The 21,289-nt window shown below is 69.4% G+C and carries 24 protein-coding genes; 18 read left to right on the top strand and 6 right to left on the bottom strand.

Features of this window, described 5'->3' with window-relative positions; all coding sequences use genetic code 11:
• Nucleotides 1-18: 18 nt before the first annotated feature.
• Genes hda through ACQQ2N_RS13755 form a run of 4 tightly spaced genes read right to left on the bottom strand, consistent with a single transcriptional unit; the run spans nucleotide 19 to nucleotide 3,147 of the window.
• A complete protein-coding gene (hda, locus tag ACQQ2N_RS13770; RefSeq protein WP_440222152.1) occupies nucleotides 19-729 on the bottom strand; it encodes a DnaA regulatory inactivator Hda in 711 nt (236 codons plus the stop codon).
• Complete coding sequence (locus ACQQ2N_RS13765) at nucleotides 726-1,913, bottom strand: AI-2E family transporter (protein WP_440222151.1); 1,188 nt, start codon at nucleotides 1,911-1,913, stop codon at nucleotides 726-728. The genes hda and ACQQ2N_RS13765 overlap by 4 nt, the downstream gene beginning before the upstream one ends.
• A gap of 12 nt (nucleotides 1,914-1,925) precedes the next feature.
• A complete protein-coding gene (locus tag ACQQ2N_RS13760; protein ID WP_440222150.1) occupies nucleotides 1,926-2,477 on the bottom strand; it encodes a CDP-alcohol phosphatidyltransferase family protein in 552 nt (183 codons plus the stop codon).
• Nucleotide 2,478: 1 nt separating this feature from the next.
• Complete coding sequence (locus ACQQ2N_RS13755; protein WP_440222149.1) at nucleotides 2,479-3,147, bottom strand: DUF2066 domain-containing protein; 669 nt, start codon at nucleotides 3,145-3,147, stop codon at nucleotides 2,479-2,481.
• A gap of 72 nt (nucleotides 3,148-3,219) precedes the next feature.
• Here ACQQ2N_RS13755 and purM point away from each other — a divergent pair, with 72 nt between their 5' ends.
• The 3 genes from purM to ACQQ2N_RS13740 all read left to right on the top strand — a co-directional run bounded on the left by purM (nucleotide 3,220) and on the right by ACQQ2N_RS13740 (nucleotide 5,731).
• A complete protein-coding gene (gene purM / locus ACQQ2N_RS13750; RefSeq protein ID WP_440222148.1) occupies nucleotides 3,220-4,290 on the top strand; it encodes a phosphoribosylformylglycinamidine cyclo-ligase in 1,071 nt (356 codons plus the stop codon).
• An 11-nt stretch (nucleotides 4,291-4,301) separates the two neighbouring features.
• Nucleotides 4,302-4,964, top strand: a complete 663-nt coding sequence (purN, locus tag ACQQ2N_RS13745; RefSeq protein ID WP_440222147.1) for a phosphoribosylglycinamide formyltransferase — start codon at nucleotides 4,302-4,304, stop codon at nucleotides 4,962-4,964.
• A gap of 68 nt (nucleotides 4,965-5,032) precedes the next feature.
• Nucleotides 5,033-5,731 carry a DUF3108 domain-containing protein gene (locus ACQQ2N_RS13740; protein WP_440222146.1) on the top strand — a complete coding sequence of 233 codons (699 nt, stop codon included), beginning with the start codon at nucleotides 5,033-5,035 and terminating at the stop codon, nucleotides 5,729-5,731.
• A gap of 59 nt (nucleotides 5,732-5,790) precedes the next feature.
• Here ACQQ2N_RS13740 and murA read toward each other — a convergent pair whose 3' ends face one another.
• Nucleotides 5,791-7,050 carry a UDP-N-acetylglucosamine 1-carboxyvinyltransferase gene (gene murA, locus ACQQ2N_RS13735; RefSeq protein ID WP_440222145.1) on the bottom strand — a complete coding sequence of 420 codons (1,260 nt, stop codon included), beginning with the start codon at nucleotides 7,048-7,050 and terminating at the stop codon, nucleotides 5,791-5,793.
• A gap of 90 nt (nucleotides 7,051-7,140) precedes the next feature.
• Nucleotides 7,141-7,380: a BolA family protein gene (locus ACQQ2N_RS13730; protein ID WP_440222144.1), complete on the bottom strand. Its 240-nt coding sequence runs from the start codon at nucleotides 7,378-7,380 to the stop codon at nucleotides 7,141-7,143.
• A 170-nt stretch (nucleotides 7,381-7,550) separates the two neighbouring features.
• Between ACQQ2N_RS13730 and ACQQ2N_RS13725 the strand changes: the two genes are divergently transcribed.
• The 15 genes from ACQQ2N_RS13725 to ACQQ2N_RS13655 all read left to right on the top strand — a co-directional run bounded on the left by ACQQ2N_RS13725 (nucleotide 7,551) and on the right by ACQQ2N_RS13655 (nucleotide 21,271).
• Nucleotides 7,551-8,570, top strand: coding sequence for a KpsF/GutQ family sugar-phosphate isomerase (locus tag ACQQ2N_RS13725; protein WP_440222143.1), 1,020 nt, complete (start codon nucleotides 7,551-7,553; stop codon nucleotides 8,568-8,570).
• 58 nt (nucleotides 8,571-8,628) lie between these two features.
• A complete protein-coding gene (locus ACQQ2N_RS13720) occupies nucleotides 8,629-9,186 on the top strand; it encodes a KdsC family phosphatase (RefSeq protein ID WP_440222141.1) in 558 nt (185 codons plus the stop codon).
• Nucleotides 9,187-9,246: 60 nt separating this feature from the next.
• A complete protein-coding gene (gene lptC / locus ACQQ2N_RS13715) occupies nucleotides 9,247-9,822 on the top strand; it encodes an LPS export ABC transporter periplasmic protein LptC (RefSeq protein WP_440222140.1) in 576 nt (191 codons plus the stop codon).
• Nucleotides 9,782-10,387 carry a lipopolysaccharide transport periplasmic protein LptA gene (gene lptA, locus ACQQ2N_RS13710; protein WP_440222139.1) on the top strand — a complete coding sequence of 202 codons (606 nt, stop codon included), beginning with the start codon at nucleotides 9,782-9,784 and terminating at the stop codon, nucleotides 10,385-10,387. The genes lptC and lptA overlap by 41 nt, the downstream gene beginning before the upstream one ends.
• A complete protein-coding gene (lptB, locus tag ACQQ2N_RS13705) occupies nucleotides 10,387-11,106 on the top strand; it encodes an LPS export ABC transporter ATP-binding protein (protein WP_440222138.1) in 720 nt (239 codons plus the stop codon). Before lptA ends, lptB begins: the two co-directional genes overlap by 1 nt.
• A gap of 285 nt (nucleotides 11,107-11,391) precedes the next feature.
• Nucleotides 11,392-12,837, top strand: coding sequence for an RNA polymerase factor sigma-54 (locus ACQQ2N_RS13700; protein WP_440222137.1), 1,446 nt, complete (start codon nucleotides 11,392-11,394; stop codon nucleotides 12,835-12,837).
• A 126-nt stretch (nucleotides 12,838-12,963) separates the two neighbouring features.
• Entirely contained in the window at nucleotides 12,964-13,284 is a 321-nt protein-coding gene (gene hpf, locus ACQQ2N_RS13695; protein ID WP_440222136.1) for a ribosome hibernation-promoting factor, HPF/YfiA family, read from the top strand.
• Nucleotides 13,285-13,399: 115 nt separating this feature from the next.
• Nucleotides 13,400-13,867: a PTS sugar transporter subunit IIA gene (locus ACQQ2N_RS13690; protein ID WP_440222135.1), complete on the top strand. Its 468-nt coding sequence runs from the start codon at nucleotides 13,400-13,402 to the stop codon at nucleotides 13,865-13,867.
• The gene (hprK, locus tag ACQQ2N_RS13685) at nucleotides 13,864-14,817 is read left to right on the top strand and encodes an HPr(Ser) kinase/phosphatase (protein WP_440225765.1); all 954 of its coding nucleotides are present in this window, start codon (nucleotides 13,864-13,866) and stop codon (nucleotides 14,815-14,817) included. The genes ACQQ2N_RS13690 and hprK overlap by 4 nt, the downstream gene beginning before the upstream one ends.
• Before the next feature lie 4 nt (nucleotides 14,818-14,821).
• Nucleotides 14,822-15,694 carry an RNase adapter RapZ gene (gene rapZ, locus ACQQ2N_RS13680; RefSeq protein ID WP_440222133.1) on the top strand — a complete coding sequence of 291 codons (873 nt, stop codon included), beginning with the start codon at nucleotides 14,822-14,824 and terminating at the stop codon, nucleotides 15,692-15,694.
• Between the two features lie 82 nt (nucleotides 15,695-15,776).
• Nucleotides 15,777-16,169, top strand: a complete 393-nt coding sequence (locus ACQQ2N_RS13675) for a PTS sugar transporter subunit IIA (RefSeq protein ID WP_440222132.1) — start codon at nucleotides 15,777-15,779, stop codon at nucleotides 16,167-16,169.
• Entirely contained in the window at nucleotides 16,162-16,431 is a 270-nt protein-coding gene (locus ACQQ2N_RS13670) for an HPr family phosphocarrier protein (RefSeq protein WP_440222131.1), read from the top strand. The genes ACQQ2N_RS13675 and ACQQ2N_RS13670 overlap by 8 nt, the downstream gene beginning before the upstream one ends.
• Nucleotides 16,432-16,495: 64 nt before the next feature.
• Nucleotides 16,496-18,250, top strand: coding sequence for a phosphoenolpyruvate--protein phosphotransferase (ptsP, locus tag ACQQ2N_RS13665; RefSeq protein WP_440222130.1), 1,755 nt, complete (start codon nucleotides 16,496-16,498; stop codon nucleotides 18,248-18,250).
• Between the two features lie 199 nt (nucleotides 18,251-18,449).
• Nucleotides 18,450-19,235: a class I SAM-dependent methyltransferase gene (locus tag ACQQ2N_RS13660; protein ID WP_440222128.1), complete on the top strand. Its 786-nt coding sequence runs from the start codon at nucleotides 18,450-18,452 to the stop codon at nucleotides 19,233-19,235.
• A gap of 200 nt (nucleotides 19,236-19,435) precedes the next feature.
• A complete protein-coding gene (locus tag ACQQ2N_RS13655) occupies nucleotides 19,436-21,271 on the top strand; it encodes a hypothetical protein (protein WP_440222127.1) in 1,836 nt (611 codons plus the stop codon).
• The last annotated feature ends 18 nt before the right edge of the window (nucleotides 21,272-21,289 follow it).

The raw sequence follows: 21,289 nt of genomic DNA, 5'->3' as shown, positions 1-21,289 counted from the left end.
GCTGGCGGCGGTTCCCGCTCAGCCGTCCCTGGGTTCCTGCACGGCGTCCCGTGCGAGCAGCGCGCGCACGAACGGCAAGGTCACGCGGCGACGCGCAGCGAGCGATTCGCGATCGATCCGGTCCAGGAGCTGCAGCAGCGAACCGAGATCGCGCGCCTGGTGCGTGAACAGCCAGTCGACGACGCCGTCGTCGAGTTCGATGCCGCGTGCCGCGGCACGCTCCCGCACGAGCGCCTTGCGCGCGTCTTCGTCGAGCGCGTGCAGCGCGACCTGCGTGCAAGCGCCGAGCCGGGACACGAGATCGGGCAGGCCGATGCCGATCTGGGCCGGCGGTGCCGAGGCGGCGAACAGCAGCGTCGTCCCATCGGCGACACAGCGGTTGTAGAGATCGAACAAGGCGTGCTCGGCATCCCGACGACCGGCGACCGCGTCGACGTCGTCGAGCGCGAGCAGGTCGCTGCCGCCCAGCGCGCGGATGCGTTCTGGCGTCGCGCCCGCGAGCGTGGCGTACTGCGCGCGGCGCCCTGCTCCCGAGACCGCGGCGCAGGCGGCGATCAGCAGGTGCGTGCGACCGCTGCCCGCCGGGCCGTTGACCAGCACGCGCGACGCGACCTCGGCCGCCAGCGCGGCGCGCAGCACCGCAACGACGTCGTCGCCGGCTGCCGTCACGAAGGTCTCGAAGCGCTGGTGAGCGGGCCAGCGCAAGGCCAGCGGAAGCTGTGCGCTCATGCGCCTTCGGTGGGATCGATGATGCGTCGCGCACCACCCTGCCGCGCCTCGACGACGACACGCTCGCCCGGTTCGGCGACCACGCGCGCCGCGCCGGCGTCGACGACGATCTGCGGCCCGTCGGTGTCCTGGTACATCTCGCTCTGCGTGTAGCGCTCGTATGCGTAGCGCAGCAGCACCATGACGACGGCCGCGATCGGCAGCGCGAGCAGCACGCCGACGAAGCCGAACAGCTGGCCGCCCGCGAGGATCGCGAACATCACTGCGACGGGATGCATGCCGATCTTGTCGCCGACGAGCTTCGGCACGAGCACATAGCCTTCCAGCGTCTGGCCGACGCCGAACACGATCAGCACGAGCATGACGTGGAACCCGTCCTGGTACTGCACGAGCGCGGCGATGATGCCCATGCCGACGCCGACGATCGCGCCGAGATAGGGCACGAAGCTGATGAGGCCGGCGATCATGCCGATCAGCGGTCCGACGCTGATGCCGACGGCCCACAGGCCGATGCCGTAGATCACGCCGAGCACGATCATGACGCTGAGCTGGCCGCGCAGGAATCCGCCGAGCGTGTCGTCGGACTCGCGCGCGAGGCGGACCACGGTCGGCTCGATCGAGCGCGGGATCAGTGCATGCACGCGATCGACCACGATGTTCCAGTCGCGCAGCAGATAGAACGCCGCGACCGGCACGATGACGAGATTGACGATCCAGCCGATGATCGCGAAACCGGACTTCGACACGCCCGCGACGACGCTCGTCGCGAAGCCGCCGGCCTCCTTCCAGTGCGCCTGCAGCATCGGCACGATGTTGGTGGTGTCGAACGTGCCGACGCTGATGCCGAATCGCTGCTCGATCCACGGCGCGGCCTTGGTCTGCGCCCATTCCGTCCAGCGCGGCAGCTGCTCGAGGAAGTTCGCGACCTGACGCTCCATGAAGGGAATCAGCACGAGCACGATGCCGACCAGGGCGAGCGTGAGCACGAGGAACAGCACGCTCACGCTGAGCGCGCGGCCGACGCCACGGCGCTCGAGGCGCTCGACGAGCGGATTGAACAGGTAGGCGAACAGCGCCGCGGCGACGAACGGCGCGAGCACGGGCCCGAGCAGGTACAGCACCCAGCCGATCAGGGCGACCGTGATGATCCATTTCAGGCGCAGGTCGAGCGCGACCGTACTCATGCAGGGCGGTCCTCAGGGATGGCGGCGGGAGAGGTCGCGGCGGGCACGCAGCGACCAGGCGATGACGTAGTGTAGCCCGCTCGCCACGGTGAGCGCGGCGGCCGGCCACACGAGCACGCCGGCCGGCAGTGGCGCGAGTCCCGACAGGCGCAGCAGCTCGGCGAGCACGCAGGCAATCTGCACGAACGTGGTGACCTTCGACAGCAGGCTGGGCTGCGCGTCGAACGGTCCGACCAGGTTGTGGTAGGCGACCGCGCCCGCGACGATGACGACATCGCGCACGACGACGATCACGAACAGCCAGAGCGGCAGCTCCTCGACGAGTGCGAGCCCGAGCACGCCCGCGAGCAGCAGGAGCTTGTCGGCAAGCGGATCGAGCATGCCGCCGAGGCGGGACTGCCAGCCGAAATGGCGGGCGAGCCAGCCGTCGATCGCATCACTCGCGCCGGCGATCGCGGCGAGCACGAGGGCGGCCCCGTAGTCACGGCCCGTGACCAGCCAGAACACGGGCAGCACCATGAGCAGGCGCAGCCCCGAGATCAGGTTGGGCAGGTGCCTCCACATCTCACGGCGACAACATCAGGGTCGCGTCGATGCCGTCGACCGGCGGACTCGCGCTGGCCACGCGCAGCACGCCCTCGCCGGCGACCAGGTCGAGGAACGCGTGCAGGCCGGCGCTCGTACGCACCTGCACGAGCAGGCCGTCGCCGCGTGCTTCCTGCGGCTGCACGCCGCGCAGCAGCGCATGCCGCGACAGGTAGCCGACCACGCGCGCGTAGTCGCCGGCCGAACGGATGCCGCTGATCCACAGGCGGCTCTCGCCGGGGGTCCCGTCGATCGTCGCGGCCGGACCGGCGCCGAGCACGCCGAGGCGCGCCATCATCGCGTCGACGGCCGCACTGTCGAACTCGGCGACGAGCGTGAGCGCCGCACGCGGCGGCGCACCGGGATCGTTCACCACATCGCGACGGTACTGGTACTGCAACACGTCCTTCGCGGCGGTCGCGACGGCCTGGGCGACATCGGAACGCGCGAGCAGACCCGGATCGCCACTCAGGCGCGTGACCACGCCGGCGAGCGCGGTCTTGAGGGCTTCGGCACGTTCGCCCTCGGACTGGCTCGTCACGGGCGCCTCGCCCGTATACGTGGCCGGCGCCGCGAATGCGGGCGACGCGAAGGCGGCGACCACCACGAGCACGAAAGCCGGCAGGCGCAACGACGGGATGGCGCGCATGGCGTGGAACCCGGGCGACGGAAGGCGGACCAGTCTGCCCGAACGCCCGCTTCCGCGTCCATCCGGGCTGGTATGATGCGCGGCCCCGCGCACCGGCTTTCTGGCATGTCGAACGAGAACGAGGCCCTCACCTACCGCGACGCTGGCGTCGACATCGATGCCGGCAATGCGGTCGTCGAACGCATCAAGCCGCTGGTGGCGCGCACGTTCCGCAAGGAAGTCATGGCCGGCCTCGGCGGCTTCGGCGCGCTGTTCGAACTCGGTGGCCGTTACCGCGATCCGGTCCTCGTGTCGGGCACCGACGGCGTCGGCACCAAGCTCAAGCTCGCGCAGATCCTGAACCGCCACGACACCATCGGCATCGACCTCGTCGGCATGTGCGTCAACGACGTGCTCGTGCAGGGTGCCGAGCCACTGTTCTTCCTCGACTACTTCGCCACCGGCAAGCTCGACGTCGATACCACGGTCGCGGTCGTCGGCGGCATCGCGAAGGGTTGCGAACTGGCGGGCTGCGCGCTGATCGGCGGCGAGACCGCCGAGATGCCGAGCATGTACCCGCCGGGCGAGTACGACCTCGCCGGCTTCTGCGTCGGCGCGGTCGAGAAGCTCGCGCTGATCGACGGCAGCCGCATCCAGGCCGGCGACGCGATCATCGGCATCGCCTCGTCGGGCGCGCACTCGAACGGCTACTCGCTGATCCGCCGCATCGTCGAGCGTGCCGGCAGCCCGTTCGATCTCGACCTCGGCGGCACCACGCTGGCCGACGCGCTCATGGCGCCGACCACGATCTACGTCAAGCCCGTGCTGCGCCTCATGCAGCAGCTCAGCGTGCATGGCATGTCGCACATCACCGGCGGCGGCCTGCGCGAGAACATCATCCGCGTCGTGCCCGACGCGCTCGGCATCGAGCTCGACAGCTCGGCCTGGAAGCTGCCGCCCGTGTTCGACTGGCTGCAGCGCGAAGGCAATGTCGCGCGCGAGGAGATGTGGCGCACCTTCAACTGCGGCATCGGCTATGCGCTGATCGTCGCGCGCGACCAGGTCGGCACCACGCTCGACGCGCTCGAGACGCTCGACCTGCAGGCCTGGACGATCGGCGAAGTCGTGCCCGCGCGCGGCGACGAGCGCGTGCACATCCGCTGAGCGGCACGACCTTGCGCGTCGTCGTCCTCGCCTCGGGGCGCGGCAGCAACCTCGCCGCACTCGTGGCGGCCCGCGATGCGGGCGACCTCGACATCGAACTCGCCGGCGTGCTGTCGGATCGCCCGACCGCGCCCGCGCTCGAGCTCGCACGCTCGGCCGGCGTGCCCGCGATCGCGCTCGATGCGCGCGCGCAGCGCGATCGCGCCGCCTACGACCGCGAACTGTTCGCGCGCGTGGCAGGCCTTCAGCCCGACCTCGTCGTGCTCGCGGGCTTCATGCGCATCCTCGATGCCGACGCGCTCGCGCCGTGGATCGGGCGCATGCTCAACATCCATCCGTCGCTGCTGCCGCGCCACCCGGGCCTGCACACGCACCAGCGCGCGCTCGACGCGGGCGACCGCGAACACGGCGCGAGCGTGCACGTGGTCACCGGCGAACTCGACGGCGGTCCCGTGATCGCGCAGGTTGCGCTGCCGATCCTCGCAGGCGATACGGCCGAGACGCTCGCGCGCCGCCTGCTGCCGCTCGAGCACCGCCTGCTCGTCGCCTGCGTCGGGCTGGCCGCGGAAGGACGGCTGAGCTGGGATGGCAGCGTGCCCCTGGTCGATGGCGAGCGACTCGATTCACCCCTGCAGTGGAGCCCGTCGGGCTGGTCAGCGCGCGGACACGCCTGAGCGCGCATCAGGGCCGGCGTTCATGCGCGCGCCCGCACACTCGCGCGCCTGGAACCCCGGAGAACCGCTTGAACCGTCTCGTCCTTGCCGCACTGGCCTTCGTTCTTCCCGTGACGCCTGTCCTCGCGGCGTCCCCGCTGAGCCCCTTCACGGCCGACTACGTGGTGCTGCGCAACGGCAAGCCGCTCGGCCGCACCACCATCGAGCTGCGCGAGAACGCCGATACCACGTGGACGCTCAAGACGACGACCCGCGGTACCGAGGGACTCGCCAAGATGGCTGGCCTCGACGTCGTCGAGGAATCGACGGTGCGATGGCAGGACGACAAGCCCGAGTCCGTGCGGTACGACTTCCGCCAGGAGGCCGCGTTCAAGTCGCGCAAGCGCCATGCCGAGTTCGACTGGAAGGCGAACCAGGTCAGCATGCAGGACGGCGACGACGATGCGACGTACGCGCTCGTGCCCGGCACGATCGACCGCCACGCCGTGATGCTCGCGCTGGCCAGCGACCTCGCGCGCGGACGCACCTCGCACGACTACAAGGTGGCGATGAAGGACGGCATCGAGGACATGCAGTACGCGTCCTGCGGCGAAGCACAGCTCAGCGTGCCGGCCGGCCGCTATGCGACCGCGTGCCTGGAGCGCAAGCGTGCCAAGCGCACCTCCACGAGCTGGTTCTCCGCGAAGACCGGCTGGGTGCCCGTGCAGATCGAGCAGGTCGAGAACAAGGGCGACACCATCACGCTGCGGCTGGCGTCCCTGAAGTAGTCCGGCACGATGCCGTCACCGCCCGCGACGCGCGGGGCCGGTGACGGGCTTGTCGGGACTCAGGCCGGCAGGCGGCGGATGCGCGCGCCGAGCGAACCGAGCTTTTCCTCGATGTTCTCGTAGCCGCGATCGATGTGGTAGACGCGATCGACGATCGTGTCGCCCGTCGCGACGAGGCCGGCCAGCACGAGCGACGCCGAGGCGCGCAGGTCGGTCGCCATCATCGGCGCACCGGTCATCGTCGGCACGCCCTTGATGATCGCCGTGTTGCCCTCGAGCTGGATGTCGGCGCCGAGGCGCTGCAGCTCGAGCGCGTGCATGAAGCGGTTCTCGAACACCGTCTCGGTGATCACGCCGACGCCTTCGGCGACGCAGTTGAGCGCGGTGAACTGCGCCTGCATGTCGGTCGGGAACGCCGGGTACGGCGCGGTCGTGATGTTGATCGCCTTCGGGCGGCGGCCGCGCATGTCGACCTCGATCCAGTCGTCGCCCGTCGAGACGTGCGCACCGGTGTCCTCGAGCTTGCCGAGCACCGCGTCGAGGGTCTTCGGGCGCGCGTTGCGCGCGAGCACCTTGCCACCCGTGATCGCGGCGCCGACCAGGAACGTACCGGTCTCGATGCGGTCGGGCAGCACGTCGTACGTCGTGCCGTGCAGGCGCTCGACGCCGTCGATCGTGATCGTGTTGGTACCGGCGCCGTAGACCTTCGCGCCCATGCTGTTGAGGCAGTTGGCGAGATCGACGACCTCGGGCTCCTGAGCCGCGTTCTCGATGATGGTCGTGCCCGAGGCCAGCGCGGCGGCCATCATGAGGTTCTCGGTGCCGGTCACGGTGACCAGGTCGAGGTTGATGCGCGCGCCCTTGAGGCGCTTGGCGCGGGCCTTGATGTAGCCGTTCTCGACGCGCACGTCGGCGCCGAGCGCCTGCAGGCCCTGGATGTGCAGGTTGACCGGGCGCGAGCCGATCGCGCAGCCGCCGGGAAGCGACACCTCGGCCTCGCCGAAGCGCGCGACCAGCGGGCCGAGCACGAGGATCGACGCGCGCATCGTCTTGACGAGGTCGTACGGCGCGAAATAACGGTCGGCCGTGCGCGGGTCGACGTGGATCTTCATGCGCTCGTCGACGACCAGCTGCACGCCCATCTGGCCGAGCAGTTCCATCGTCGTGGTGACGTCGTGCAGGTGCGGCACGTTACCGATCAGCACGGGCTCGTCGGCGAGCAGGCTCGCGGCGAGGATCGGCAGCACGGCGTTCTTGGCGCCGGAGATCTGCACCTCGCCCTGGAGCGGCGCACCGCCGTTGATCACGATCTTGGCCATGGAATGTCGGGTCGCTGTAGGTAAGGAAAGGAAGCGCGAAGGATCGCGGCATCCCGGGACCGGCGCGCCAGATGGCGCACCGGCATCGTGTCAACCTGCGCGCGCGGCCTCTTCGGGCGTCAGCGTGCGCAGCGACAGCGCGTGGATCGCGCCGCCCATGAGCTCGCCGAGCGTCGCGTAGACCATGCGGTGACGCGCCAGCGGCAACTTGCCGGCGAACGCCGCGCTGACCACACGCGCCTCGAAATGCACGCCGTCGGCGCCTTCGACGAGCACTTCCGCGCCGGGAAGGCCTTGCTCGATGAGAGTCTGGATGGTTCGGGTGTCCACGATGGGGCGGAATCCTGGCGGGCTTGCGACGGCGGGCCGTGCGCGTCCGTCTTAGCACGGACGCGGGTTACCGTTACACTTGGGGGGGCGACATGGTACTCAAAATCCTCCGGCGCCGAAAACTCGACCCGGCCGACCGGGCCCTCTCGCTGCTCGATCCGACCCTCTCGATGAACCCCAACCACGCCGCAGCGCTCTCCCTGTCCCACCCCCTGCTCGATGCCGAGACGATCCGGCGCAGCGCGCTGGCCGTCATCGACACCGAGGCACGCGCGATCGACGCGCTGCGCGACCGCATCAACGGCAGCTTCCTGCGCGCCTGCCAGCTCATGTTCGATTGCCCGGGCCGCGTCGTCGTGACCGGCATGGGCAAATCCGGCCACATCGCCAACAAGATCGCGGCAACGCTGGCCTCGACCGGCACGCCGGCGTTCTTCGTGCACCCGGCCGAGGCCAGCCACGGCGACCTCGGCATGATCACGCACAAGGACGTCGTGCTGTCGCTGAGCAATTCGGGCGAGACCGACGAGCTGCTCATGATCCTGCCGCTGATCAAGCGCCAGAACGTGCCGCTGATCGCGATGACCGGCAACGAGTACTCCTCGCTCGCGCGCCTCGCCGACGTGCACCTCGACGTCGCCGTACCCGCCGAGGCCTGCCCGCTCGGCCTCGCGCCGACCGCGAGCACCTCGGCCGCGCTCGCGATGGGCGACGCGCTCGCGATCGCGCTGCTCGAGGCGCGCGGCTTCACGTCGGAGGACTTCGCGCGCTCGCACCCGGCCGGCTCGCTCGGCCGCCGCCTGCTCGTGCACATCAGCGACATCATGCATTCGGGCGACCGCGTGCCGGTCGTCGACCGCAACGCCTCGCTGACCGCGACGCTCGTGGAAATGACCCGCAAGGGCCTCGGCATGACCGCGGTCGTCGACGAGGAGGGCCGCCTCGCCGGCGTGTTCACCGACGGCGACCTGCGCCGCGCCGTCGACGACGACGACATCGACCTGCGCGACACCCCGGTCGGCCGCCTCATGTCGCAGAACCCGAAGACGATCACCGCCGACAAGCTCGCGGTCGAGGCGGCGCGCGTCATGGAGGCGCACAAGATCCACGCGCTGCTCGTCGTCGATGCGGAGAATCGCGTCGTCGGCGCGCTCAACATCCACGACCTCATGCGCGCGCGCGTCGTCTGAACGCCCGTTCACGCCAGGCGCGCTAGACTGCGCGCCCTTTCGCACGCGGTTCCTTCGCATGCCCTACAGCCACCTCGACGACCTGCCCGCCGACCTCCGCGAGCGCGCCGCGCGCGTGAAGCTCGCCGTGTTCGACGTCGATGGCGTGCTCACCGACGGCAAGCTCTGGTACGCCGAGGATGGCCGCGAGACCAAGGCCTTCCACGTGCACGACGGCCTCGGCCTCAAGCGCCTGCAGGCCAACGGCATCGAGGTCGCCATCATCACGGCACGCACGAGCGCGCTGGTCGCCCGGCGCATGGCCGAGCTCGGCATCACCCACGTGCACCAGGGCCAGAAGGACAAGCGCGCCTGCCTGCAGGCGATGCTGACATCGCTCGACCTCGACGCCTCGCAATGCTCCTACACCGGCGACGACCTGCCCGACCTCGCGGTCATGCAGGCGGTCGGCCTGTCGATCGCGGTCGCCAACGCGCATCCATGGGTGCGCGAGCGTTCGAACTGGCGCACGCGCCTCGCCGGCGGGCATGGCGCCGTGCGCGAGGTCTGCGATCTGCTGCTGTGTGCGCAGGGCCGTGGCGAAAGCGAGCTCGCCCATCATCTCGGAACGCGCTGATCCCGTGGTGCGCGGGCCGGCCATGTCGTGTCCGGGCGCCGTCGTGCGCGGCAGCACGCCATGAGCGGGCGTCGTCGCATCGTCATCGTCGTGCTCGCGCTGGTCGCCGCGACGACGCAGATCCTGCTCTGGCTGACCCGCCCGCGCCCCGAACCCGAGCCGTTCCGCGGCCCGCCGCGCTCGGGCTATGCCCTCGAGACCTTCACGCTGCACGCGCTCGACGACCAGGGCAAGCTCGCGATGACGGTCAGTGGCCCGCGCCTCGTGCGTGGTGCAGAGGACGGCTCGATCTTCGTGACGACGCCGGACTACGTGCTCGTCGACAACGACGGCAATCCGTGGATCGGCACCTCGCAGTCGGCCTGGGTCAACCGCGATGGCTCGACGATGCGCCTGGAAGGCGACGTGCGCATGCGTCGCACGCCGACGCCGACGCTCAAGCCGGCGACGATCGAGACGGCCGACCTGACCATCCATCCCAAGGCGCGCACGCTGGCCACCGATGCGCCGGCGCGCATCACGCAGCCCGGCTCTATACTGAGCGGCACCGGATTGCGCGGCGATCTGAACACGAGAACCATGGAGTTCCTGTCCGATGTCCAGAACACCTTCGAGCCGAACCGCAAGCGCCGCTGACCGTGCGGTGCGCGTGCTCGCGCCGTGTCTTCTCCTGATCCTTGCATCGGCGCCCGCATTCGCGCTGAGCAGCGACCGCGAGCAGGAGCTCAAGGTGCGCGCGAACCACCAGAAGAGCATGCTCGGCGGCACGCGCAACCCGGGAGGCGAACCCGACCACACGCTGCTGACCGGTGCCGTAAGCATGGTGCAGGGCTCGCTCAAGGCACGCGGCGACCAGGCGCGCATCTTCGACGTCAGCGCGCCCGACGCCGACACCGCGGTGCGCCGTCTCGTGCTGACCGGTGCGCCCGCGCGCATGGAGCAGCGCCTCGACGACGGCGGCAGCATGAGCGCCCAGGCCGCGACGATCGACTACAACGACGGCACCGGCATCGCCGAACTGACCGGCGACGTCGTCGTGATCCAGGAAGGCAAGAGCCAGTTCCGCGGTCCGCACATGGTCTACAACACCAACACGGGCGCGATGGAGGGCGGCTCCTCCGAGGGCAGCGGCGGCCAGGTCGAACTGATCTTCAAGCCCAAGCCGAAACAGCCGCCCAAGGCCCCCGGCGGCACGCCCTGATGCTGACCGCGAGTCACCTGCGCAAGGCCTACGCCGGCCGCACCGTCGTCCGCGACTTCAGCTTCTCGCTCGACCAGGGCGAGGTCGTCGGCCTGCTCGGCCCGAACGGCGCAGGCAAGACCACGTGCTTCTACATGGTCGTAGGCCTCGTCGCGGCGGACGGAGGCGACATCGCGATCGACGACCGGCCGATCACCTCGATGCCGATGCACGAGCGCGCACGCCTCGGCGTCGGCTACCTGCCGCAGGAGCCCTCGGTGTTCCGGCGCCTGTCGGTCGCCGACAACGTCATGGCGATCCTCGAGCTGCGCCGCGACCTCGATGCAGCCGGACGCAAGGCCGAGCTCGACGCGCTGCTCGACGAACTGCAGATCACCCACATCGCGTCGAGCAAGGGCGTGAGCCTCTCGGGCGGCGAGCGCCGACGCGTCGAGATCACGCGCGCGCTCGCGGCCAAGCCGCGCTTCCTGCTGCTCGACGAGCCGTTCGCGGGCATTGACCCGATCTCGGTCGTCGACATCCAGCGCATCGTGCGCCAGCTCAAGGCGCGCGGCATCGGCATCCTGATCACCGACCACAACGTGCGCGAGACGCTCGGCATCTGCGATCGTGCCTACATCATGAGTGGCGGCGGCGTGCTCACCGAGGGCGCGCCGGACGAGGTGCTCGCCAACGAGCAGGTGCGCGAGGTCTACCTCGGCCGCGAATTCCGCATGTGAGCACCTGCCCCGGCGAGCGCGGGCCACCGTCCGGTGGAGCGACACAGGCCGTGCGACGCACAGTTCGTGACGGCAGGAGCGCCGCTTCCGGCAAGATCGAGGGAAGACGCCGCCGGCGCATCGCGACGACGGTCGCACGCGGTGATGCGGCATGCCGTCGGGAGGAAACAGGTTCGGCCGAGGTCAGCCCCGGAGGTTGGACCTGCATCGCGCCGCCGTCAAGACATGACGCCCCGTTGGCTTGGCGTTAGGATTGCATGCAACTGCACTGAAGACCGCTGGGGCATGAAACCCGCGCTACAACTCCGCGTCCAGTCCCAACTGGCCCTTACGCCCCAGCTGCAGCAGGCGATCAAGCTGTTGCAGCTGTCGAGCATGGAGCTCGAGCTGGAACTGAACCTCGCGCTGGAATCGAACCCGCTTCTCGACCTCGCCGAGGCCGAGGAGGACGAAGCCACGGAGGAGGAGCAGGTCGCGCTCCAGGACTACACCGACAGCGTGCCGGTCGAGACGGCGTCGGACGCCGAACCCATCGACGCCACGCCCGATTTCGACGATGGCCCGCTCGACCTCGGCGCCGAGCGCAACGAACATCGCAATGCCGCGGGTGCCGACGACGAAGGCCTCGAGTCGCAGGACGCCGAAGCCGAGGACCTGCGCGACCACCTGCTCTGGCAGCTGAACCTGACCCCACTGTCGGCGCGAGACCGCGCCATCGCGACGGCGATCATCGAGGCGATCGGCGAGGACGGTTACCTGTCCGAGTCCAACGAGGCGATCGCGGGCAGCCTCGTCGGCCTGTTCGCGGTCGGCGAGGACGAGGTCGAGGCCGTGCGCCACCTCGTCCAGCGCTTCGACCCCGTCGGCGTCGCCTCGCGCTCGCTGCGTGAGTGCCTCGAGGTCCAGCTCGACGGTTTCGACGTCGACACACCCGGCCTCGACACCGCGCGCCAGCTCGTCGCGGAACACCTCGAGACGCTTGCCCGCAACGATCGCGCTCGCCTGTGCCAGAAACTGCGCGCGACACCCGAGCAGCTCGATGTCGCGATCGCGCTCGTGCGCTCGCTGACGCCCAAACCGGGCGCGGGTTTCTCGAGCGGCCCGTCGGAGTTCGTCGCACCCGATGCCTACGCCGTCAAGGTCAACGGACGCTGGCAGGTCTCGCTGTCGGCCAACTGCCAGCCGCGCCTCGCGATCAACGAGCATTACGCCAGCCTGATCGCGCGCGCGCGCCGCGACGATGCGAACTACCTGCGCGGCCAGCTGCAGGAAGCCCGTTGGCTCATCAAGAGCCTCAAGACGCGCGCCGAGACCATGCTCAAGGTGGCGCAGGCGATCGTGCGCGCACAGCAGGGCTTCCTCGAATTCGGCGCCGAGGCGATGCGCCCGCTCGTGCTGCGCGATGTCGCCGAGGAGATCGAGATGCACGAATCGACGGTCTCGCGCGTCACCACGCGCAAGTACCTGCACACCCCGCGCGGCACGTTCGAGTTCAAGTACTTCTTCTCGAGCGGCGTGTCGACGGTCGACGGCGGCGCCGCCTCGGCCACGGCGATCCAGGCCATGATCCGCAAGCTCATCGACGACGAGAAGGCCGCACGCCCGCTGTCGGACCAGGCGCTCGCCGCCGAACTGAACCGCCGCGGCATCAGCGTCGCGCGCCGCACCGTCGCCAAGTACCGGGAAGCCCTGAACATTCCGTCATCCAACGACCGCTGCCGGCTCGGCTGAGCGATTTCTTCACACGACGATCATGTCGTCTGGGGAACACTCGGAGCCATCGCAGGTCACACGATCAGCGCCATGCTTTTTCAAACGCCGAGGCACCTGCCGAGGCGAACCACGAAGGAGGCAGTCATGCAGATCACCGTCAAAGGCCACCAGATCGACGTCACGCCCGCGCTGCGCGAGCACGCCGAGGCGAAACTCGAGCGCTTGACGAAGCATTTCGATCACTTGCATGACGTGTCGATCGTGCTCAGCGTCGAGAAGCTGCTGCACAAGGCCGAAGCGACCCTGACCGTCTCCGGCAAGGCGCTGCATGCCGATGCCGTCGCCCCCGACATGTACGCCGCGATCGACGCACTGGCCGACAAGCTGACCAACCAGGTGCGCAAGCACAAGGAAAAGGTCACCGACCACCACAACCACGACGTACGCGACGCGCGTTACGCCTGATTCCCTGCCCGTCCCGCCGCCTCGTGCGGCGGGACACCGCGGCACGGTGGTCCACGCGCGACAACGCGCGCATGCCGATGCAATACTTCCGGCTGATTCCGCAAGACCACCCGCGATGCCCTTCCTCGAGATCCTCCCGGTCGAACGCGTGCGCGCGTGCCTCGACGTACCCGACAAGGCCACCCTGCTCGACACGCTCGCCGGCATCCTCGCAGGATCGCCCGACGACATCGGCTCGGTCCGCGATGCGCTCGTCGCGCGCGAGGCCCTCGTGTCGACCGGGCTCGGCCACGGCGTCGCGATCCCGCACGGACGCCTCGACGCCGTGTCCACACCGCGGGCGGCGTTCGTCCGCCTGGCCACGCCGATCGATTTCGGTGCGATCGACGGCAAGCCCGTCGACCTCGTCGCCGCACTCGTGGTACCGAGCCATTTCACCGACCAGCACCTGATCCTGCTCGCCGAGTTCGCCGAGCTGTTCTCCGACGCGGGCGTTACCGGAGCCTTGCGCGAGGCCGGCGATGCCGCCACGCTGCGCAGAGAGCTGGCCACCTTCAGCGCCAACCGCGTGCGAGGCCCCTGATGGACCGACTGACCGCCCGGCAACTCTACGACACCGTCGGCGAACGCATGCAGCTGCGCTGGATCGCCGGCATGCGCGGCGAGAACCGCGCCATCGAGCCCGGCGACAGCCAGTCGCGACGCCCCTCGCAGATCGGCTACCTCAACATCATCTACCCGAACAAGGTGCAGATCATCGGCACCGAGGAGCTCAACTACCTCGACAGCCTCGATCCGCGCCAGCGCTGGGAGACGGTCGAGAAGATCATGGCCTACAAGCCGATCGCGCTGCTCGTCACCAAGGACCAGCCGATCCCGGGCGACGTGCGCGAAGCGGCCGAGGAATCGCAGACGCCGCTGTGGATCAGCCCCAAGCGCGGCCACGAACTGCTGACGTACCTGCAGTACCACCTCGCGCGCGGGCTCGCGCGGCAGATCACGCTGCATGGCGTGCTCATGGAGGTGAACTCGATCGGCGTGCTGATCACGGGCGAGAGCGGCACTGGCAAGAGCGAACTCGCGCTCGAACTCATCACGCGTGGCCACCGCCTCGTCGCCGACGACGCACCCGAGTTCACGCTGATCGCGCCCGACGTCGTCGACGGCACCTGCCCCGAGATGCTGCGCGACCTGCTCGAGGTGCGTGGCCTCGGCGTGCTCAACGTGCGCGAGATGTTCGGTCACACCGCGGTCAAGCCGTCGAAGTACCTTCGCCTCATCGTCCACCTCGAGCCGATGAAGAACTTCGGCACCGGAGACGCCATGAAGCGCCTGTACGGCGACGTCGGCTACCGCGAGGTGCTCGACGTGCAGATCCCGCAGATCGTCATCCCGGTCGCCTCGGGCCGCAACATCGCCGTGCTCGCGGAAGCCGCGGTGCGCAGCCACATGCTCAAGTCCAAGGGACTGGATCCCGCACAGACCTTCGTCGACCGCCAGGCGCACCAGCTGCGCCGCCTGCCGCCGTGGTGACGCGATGAGCGAAGCAACCGGCAAGACCCGCCTCATCGTCGTCAGCGGCCTGTCCGGCTCGGGCAAGTCGGTCGCGCTGCGTACGCTCGAGGACCTCGACTACTACTGCGTCGACAACCTGCCCAGCGCGCTGATGCCGGCGTTCGTGCGCGCCGTCAGCGAGGACGCCGGCCTGCATCCCAAGCTCGCGGTCGGCGTCGACGTGCGCAACCGCGCCGACGACCTCGACCGCCTGCCCGGCGTGCTCGCCGGCCTCGCCGAGGTCGGCATCGACTACGAGCTCGTGTTCCTGGACACGCGCGACGACGTGCTCATCAAGCGCTACTCCGAGACGCGCCGCCGCCATCCACTGTCGGGCGATGGCCTCGGCCTGGCCGGTGCGATCGCGGTCGAACGCAAGCTCATGCAGCCGACCGCGGCGATCGCCGACCGCGTCATCGACACGAGCGAGCTCAACGTCCACCAGCTGCGCCGCCTCGTCATCGCCGAACTCGGCATGTCGGCCGGCACACTCACGCTGCTGTTCGAATCGTTCGCCTACAAGCGCGGCGTGCCGACCGACGCCGATTTCGTGTTCGATGCGCGCTGTCTGCCCAACCCGCACTGGAACGCCCAGTTGCGCCCGCTGACCGGGCGCGACGCGCCGGTGCGCGCCTGGCTCGAGGCGCAGGGCGACGCCGCGCTGTTCCTCGAACAGCTGCGCACGTTCCTCGACACGTGGCTGCCGCGCTTCCGCAACGAAGGTCGCAGCTACGTCACCACGTGCATCGGCTGCACCGGTGGCCGCCACCGCTCGGTCCACCTCGTCGAACGCCTCGCCGAGCACTTCCGCGGCACCTACGAGCAGGTGCTGACCTACCACCGCGAGCTCGAATGAGCTTCCGGCGCGGCCCCCTCCCGCCGGTTCTCGCACTCGGGTACCCTGCACCACTGGACGATGGCGTCCCGGGGTCCCTGCGATGAGTGTCGGTGTTCTCCTGATGACGCACGAGGCAATGGGCGAAGCACTCGTCGGCGCCGCACGCCACGTGCTCGGCAAGCTGCCGATGCCGCTCGACGTGCTCGAAGTCGGTGCCAGTGCCGATCCCGAACATACGCTGCGTGACGCCGCCGCGCACGCGCGCGGCCTCGACGAGGGCGACGGCGTGCTCGTGCTGACCGACCTCTACGGTGCCACCCCGTGCAACGTGGCCCAGCGCATGCCGTCGCTCGGCCTCAACACGCACTGCGTCTCCGGCCTCAATCTGCCGATGCTGCTGCGCGTGCTCAACTATCCCGAACAATCGCTCGACGAGCTCGCCCAGACGGCAGCCACCGGCGGGCGCGGAGGAATCTTCATCGATCATGCTTGAACAGGACATCACCATCAGCAACAAGCTCGGCCTCCATGCGCGCGCGTCGGCCAAGCTCGTGCAGACCCTGCACGGCTTCCAGTCCAGCGTGTTCATGATCCACCGCGGCAAGGAGGTCAACGCGAAGAGCATCATGGGCGTCATGATGCTCGCGGCCGGACTCGGTTCGGTCATCCGTCTGCGCGCCGAGGGCCCGGACGAGGAAGCCGCGATCGCGGCGCTCGTCGACCTCTTCGAGCGCAAGTTCGACGAGGGCCAGTAACGAACGACATCCCCGACACGCCGCGCGGACAGGGAGCGCGTGGCTCAAAGGACAAGGACCGCGAGTGCGACTCATTCTCACCGGCAGCGGTGCATCGCGTGGCAAGGCGCTCGGACGCGCTCGCCTCGAGCAGCCCAGCCGTTACCTCGTCGACGAGACTCCGCTCGACCATGCCGAAGTCGCCGACGAACTCGAGCGCCTCGACGCCGCGCTGACGATCGCGCTGGCCGAACTGCGTGCGCTGCGCGACAAGCTCGATGGTCCGCTCGCACGCGAGGTCGCCGAATTCATCGATGCGCACAGCCTGATCCTGCAGGATCCGGAATTCGTGCGCGGCCTGCACGACCTCATCGGCAAGGGCCACTACCGCGCCAGCGCCGCGCTCAAGCTGCAGCGCGACAGCCTCGTCGCCGTGTTCGAGGCGATGGACGACGCCTACCTGCGCAGCCGCCGCGAAGACATCGAGCACGTCATCGGCCGCGTGCAGGGCGCGCTCGCGCGCGAATCCAGCGTCGAGGAACGCAAGCTCGCCTCGCGCGTCGGCGAAGTGCTGGTCAGCGACACGGTCGCGCCGGCCGAGCTCGTGCCGCTGGCCGAACACGGTCTGCTCGGCCTCGTGCTCAGTGCGGGCAGCACGCTCTCGCACAGCGCGATCCTCGCGCGCTCGATGCGCCTGCCGATGGTCGTCGGCGCGCACGACGCACTCTCGCACCTGCGCGACGGCGACCTCGTGCTCGTCGACGGCGACAGCGGCGAGGTCATCGTCCACCCGACCGCGCAGGACCTCGCCGGCTATCGCCAGTGGCAGCGCGAGATGGCGCAGCAGGACAAGCGCCTGTCACGCCTGCGCACGGCCGAGACGCGCACGCTCGATGGCATGCCGATCCAGTTGAACGCGAATGCCGAACTCGCCTCGGATGTCGCCCAGGCACGTGCCTGCGGCGCCTCGGGCATCGGCCTGTACCGCACCGAATTCCTGTTCCTGCAGCGCCGCGATCCGCCCGGCGAGGAAGAGCAGTTCCTCGCCTATCGCGACGTCGTACTCGGCATGGGCGGCCTGCCCGCGACGATCCGCACGCTCGACCTCGGCGCCGACAAGGTCGACGGCGCCGGCCTCGCGCTGCGCGACGAGCCGAATCCCGCGCTCGGCGTGCGCGGCGTGCGCCTGTCGCTGCGCACGCCGCAGCTCATGTACACGCAGTTGCGCGCGATCCTGCGCGCGACCGCCTACGGCCCCGTGCGCGTGCTCGTGCCGATGATCAGCTGCATCGAGGAAATCCACACCGTCCGGCGCATGCTCGGCGAGTGTGCGCAGGAGCTGCGCGGCCAGGGCCACGCGATAGCCGACCATGTCGAGCTCGGCGCGATGATCGAAGTGCCGGCCGCCGCGATCGCGCTGCCCTCGATGATCCAGCACCTCGACTTCGTCTCGATCGGCACCAACGACCTCGTGCAGTACACGCTCGCGGTCGACCGCAACAACGACGAACTCGGCACGCTCTACGATCCGCTGCACCCGGCCGTGCTCAAGCTGCTCGCCCACGTCATCACGGTCGGCCGCCGTGCGGGCCGCCCCGTCACGCTGTGCGGCGAGATGGCCGGAGAGACACGCCACACCGCGCTGCTGCTCGCGCTCGGCCTCACGAGTTTCAGCATGCACCCGGGCCTCATCCTCGAGGTGCGCGAAGTGGTCAATGCACTGGATCGGCGCGAACTGAGGCGGCACGCTCCGCCGTTGCTGCGTGCGCGCGGACGCCAGGACATCGACGACGCGCTGGCACGGTTGCCGCAACCAAGACATCCCGGCGACGAAGCCTAGACCACGGTTGTCCGCGGCGCGCGACAGGCTTGCGCTGCCGCGCTGCTTCGAGCACGCTCGGCGTCCGCATGCCTCCGATCGATCACGGCGTGAGCGATGGTGGCGTGTGCCGTGGCGACGCGGTACGTGCGCATGCCGGGATCGGCGCACGCGACCGGCCCCGTCGGCACGACAATCCCAGCAACCAGGAACGCCATCGATGGATATCCGCGACATCGCACGCCAGGCGCGCGCGTTCGGCAATCAGCTCGACGAGAAGAAGCAGGCGCTGTCTCCCGATTTCGGCTGGTATCCCTACGGCACGCTGACCAACTTCGATCATCTCGACCGGCTGCTCACCGGCGCGAACCGCGACCTGCTCGCGCTCGCGGGTGGCGCCCCGGTCGCCGACATCGGCGCCGCCGACGGCGATTCGGCGTTCTTCCTCGAGTCGCTCGGACTCGACGCCCATGTCATCGACTACTCGCCCACGAACTTCAACGGCTGCAGGGGCGTGAAGCTGATCAAGGAGCACCTTGCATCGTCGGTGTCGATCCACGAGGTGGACCTCGATGCGCGCTTCGATCTCCCCGGCGAGCGTTACGGCCTCGCGTTCTTCCTCGGCATCTTCTACCACCTCAAGAACCCGTACAACGCACTCGAGAGCCTCGCCCGGCTCGCGCGGCATGCGGTGCTGAGCACACGCATCACGCGCTACAACGTCGTGCCGTCGGCACGCGGCGCCGGCGGCGTGAACCCCGAGCGCGTCGAACTGCGCTCGATCCCCGCGGCGTACCTCGTTGCGCCGACCGAGACCAACAACGATCCGACCAATTACTGGATCTTCTCCGAGCAGGGACTGCGCCGCATCATCGACCGCACGGGCTGGGACGTGCTCGACTTCGTCACCGTCGGCGACACGCGCAATTCCGACCCCGCGTCCCAGCAAGGCGACGAGCGCGCGTTCTGCCTGCTGCGCAGTCGCGTGCTCGCCGGAACACCGTGATCGGACGAGATCATCGCGCAGTCGCTCGACCGGCCTCGCCCCCTGCGCGCCGCTGACGCTATGCTTGCGTGATCGAACGTGCGGCGTCATGCGTGGCGCCGCAACGTTCCGACAACGAGACGACGATGCGCCTGCGACGCGCATCCACCCGATGTCGTCATCTGGAGTGCGCCGTGCGGCGCACATGGCAGGAGGCTGGCTTGTCGATTCCCCGAGCGCGTGTATTCACCGTCATCCTGACCTGGGCCACCGGCGCCTTCGCGCTGTTCTGGATGCTCGGGGCGCTGAGCGTCATGGTGAACTTCGGCCTCGGCTACATCGCCTTCGACCAGTACCACTTCTACCCGAAGTACCTCACGGTACCGTTCCCGGACTCGGTGCTGCAGAACGAGAACGGACATCGCCCCGTGCTGCCGGCCATGGTGCGCGTCGCCGAACTCGCATGGTTCGGCGCCGACCAGTCGCTGCAGCGCCTGCTGGGCGGGTTGGCCGCCTTCGCGACGGTCGCGATCGTCGCCTGGTCCACGCGCCAGGCGTCTCCCGCAACGGGCGAACGCGCGCCGGGGCTGCACGTCATGCTGGCCTGCCTGATCGGCACGCTCGGCGTGCTCTGGCTCGGCAGCGCGCGCATGCTGATCCACGGCAACGAGGTCACGCACGTCTATTTCATCACCGCGTTCACGGCACTCGCGCTGGTCGCCACGCATGCCGCGCGACGCAGCCGGGCGCTTGCGTGGATGACCCTCGCGAGCCTGCTCGCGACGGCGGCGACCTTCAGCTTCGGTGCGGGCATGGCGGCGTTTGCAGCAGTTCTCGTGACAGCCGTCCTGCTCCGCCTTCCGTCGAGGGCCGTCCTGCTCACGCTCGCGTGCGCGGGCATCGTCGGATACGCCTACCTCGGCGGCATGCCGGGTGACGACGGGGTTCGCGGTTCGCTGCTGTTCGATCCACTCGCCGGGCTTTCCGTAGGGCTCCGATGGCTCGCGGCACCGTGGATGCATGCCTGGCTCGGCCTCGCCGATCCGCCGCTCATCGACTGGGCGCAACGCGAGGCACGCGGCAGCATTCCCGGCAACGTGCTGCTGGCCACGGCCCAGGCGGGCGCGTCGCTCGTCGGCGACCGCTGGCCCGAGCGGGCAGCCCTGATGGTCGGCGCACTGGGTGCCGTCGCGGGTGCCGCAATGCTCGCGCACGCGGCACGCCGGGGCAGGAACCTCTCGCGCGGGCAAGTCGTCGCCGCAGGGATGGCGGCCTTGTCGGTCGCGGTCGGTGCGATCATCTGCCTCGCCCGCATGCGCCATTTCCAGAGCGTGCCCCACGACATCGTCGCGGAACGCTATCTCCCGTGGAGCGCACTGTTCTGGATGGGGCTCGCGCTCTATCTCGTGGCTTCGCTCGATCCCTCACGACGCGCACGCACGGCCGGCATCGCCGTCGCAGCGCTCGTGGTCGCCGCACTCGTCCTTCCAAGCCAGGCCTGGTGGGCGGGATGGTCGGCGGCCGTGCATCGCAACAACCAGCTGTCGGCCGTCGCGGCGCAGATGGGCATCCGCGATGCGGCGCTGTTCCCGGATGGCCCGGATGCGAGCTACGACGACGTCACGATGTCGCTGGAACTGCTCGAGGAACGCGGCGCATCGATGTTCTCGGAGGCCGAATACACGCTGTGGCGCGACCATGCGCCGCTCGCGGGCGACATGCCTGCCGCGGAGCCGGTCATGCACGGTCGTCGCGTGCGCGAGGCGAGAGATACGCGCGGTGATCGCGATATGGTCGTGTTCGAGGGATACCTGCCGGAGGACATCCCTGCGGATCCGGCACCCGTGATCGCGATCTACGACACCGACGGCGCATTGGCAGGCCTCGCGAAGACGAGCTTCTCGACGCGCGACGCCATGTCGTGGCGATGGCACGGCAAGCGCGGATTCGACGGCTATGTTCCCGCCGATGCCGCCCGCAAGCCGCTGGTCATCGCGTTCCTTCGACGCGACACGCTCGAGCCTCTCGCGAAGACCGCGTTCGAGATCTCGCCGTAACGTTCACCGGGTCGTCGC

The sequence above is a fragment of the Dokdonella aquatica genome, assembly GCF_051987395.1.
Classification (GTDB): domain Bacteria; phylum Pseudomonadota; class Gammaproteobacteria; order Xanthomonadales; family Rhodanobacteraceae; genus Dokdonella.
Note: the sequence above shows the minus strand (reverse complement) of the source record. Positions and strands in the feature narration are given on the sequence as shown.

Coding starts and splice junctions, on each gene's coding strand:
- murA (WP_440222145.1), bottom strand. CDS start 7,050: ATGGCCAAGATCGTGATCAACGGCGGTGCGCCGCTCCAGGGCGAGGTG.
- ACQQ2N_RS13670 (WP_440222131.1), top strand. CDS start 16,162: ATGCTTGAACAGGACATCACCATCAGCAACAAGCTCGGCCTCCATGCG.
- ACQQ2N_RS13660 (WP_440222128.1), top strand. CDS start 18,450: ATGGATATCCGCGACATCGCACGCCAGGCGCGCGCGTTCGGCAATCAG.
- ACQQ2N_RS13675 (WP_440222132.1), top strand. CDS start 15,777: ATGAGTGTCGGTGTTCTCCTGATGACGCACGAGGCAATGGGCGAAGCA.
- ACQQ2N_RS13760 (WP_440222150.1), bottom strand. CDS start 2,477: ATGTGGAGGCACCTGCCCAACCTGATCTCGGGGCTGCGCCTGCTCATG.
- hda (WP_440222152.1), bottom strand. CDS start 729: ATGAGCGCACAGCTTCCGCTGGCCTTGCGCTGGCCCGCTCACCAGCGC.
- hpf (WP_440222136.1), top strand. CDS start 12,964: ATGCAGATCACCGTCAAAGGCCACCAGATCGACGTCACGCCCGCGCTG.
- lptB (WP_440222138.1), top strand. CDS start 10,387: ATGCTGACCGCGAGTCACCTGCGCAAGGCCTACGCCGGCCGCACCGTC.
- lptA (WP_440222139.1), top strand. CDS start 9,782: ATGTCCAGAACACCTTCGAGCCGAACCGCAAGCGCCGCTGACCGTGCG.
- ACQQ2N_RS13765 (WP_440222151.1), bottom strand. CDS start 1,913: ATGAGTACGGTCGCGCTCGACCTGCGCCTGAAATGGATCATCACGGTC.
- purM (WP_440222148.1), top strand. CDS start 3,220: ATGATGCGCGGCCCCGCGCACCGGCTTTCTGGCATGTCGAACGAGAAC.
- ACQQ2N_RS13700 (WP_440222137.1), top strand. CDS start 11,392: ATGAAACCCGCGCTACAACTCCGCGTCCAGTCCCAACTGGCCCTTACG.
- ACQQ2N_RS13755 (WP_440222149.1), bottom strand. CDS start 3,147: ATGCGCGCCATCCCGTCGTTGCGCCTGCCGGCTTTCGTGCTCGTGGTG.
- ACQQ2N_RS13725 (WP_440222143.1), top strand. CDS start 7,551: ATGAACCCCAACCACGCCGCAGCGCTCTCCCTGTCCCACCCCCTGCTC.
- ACQQ2N_RS13690 (WP_440222135.1), top strand. CDS start 13,400: ATGCCCTTCCTCGAGATCCTCCCGGTCGAACGCGTGCGCGCGTGCCTC.
- ACQQ2N_RS13720 (WP_440222141.1), top strand. CDS start 8,629: ATGCCCTACAGCCACCTCGACGACCTGCCCGCCGACCTCCGCGAGCGC.
- lptC (WP_440222140.1), top strand. CDS start 9,247: ATGAGCGGGCGTCGTCGCATCGTCATCGTCGTGCTCGCGCTGGTCGCC.
- rapZ (WP_440222133.1), top strand. CDS start 14,822: ATGAGCGAAGCAACCGGCAAGACCCGCCTCATCGTCGTCAGCGGCCTG.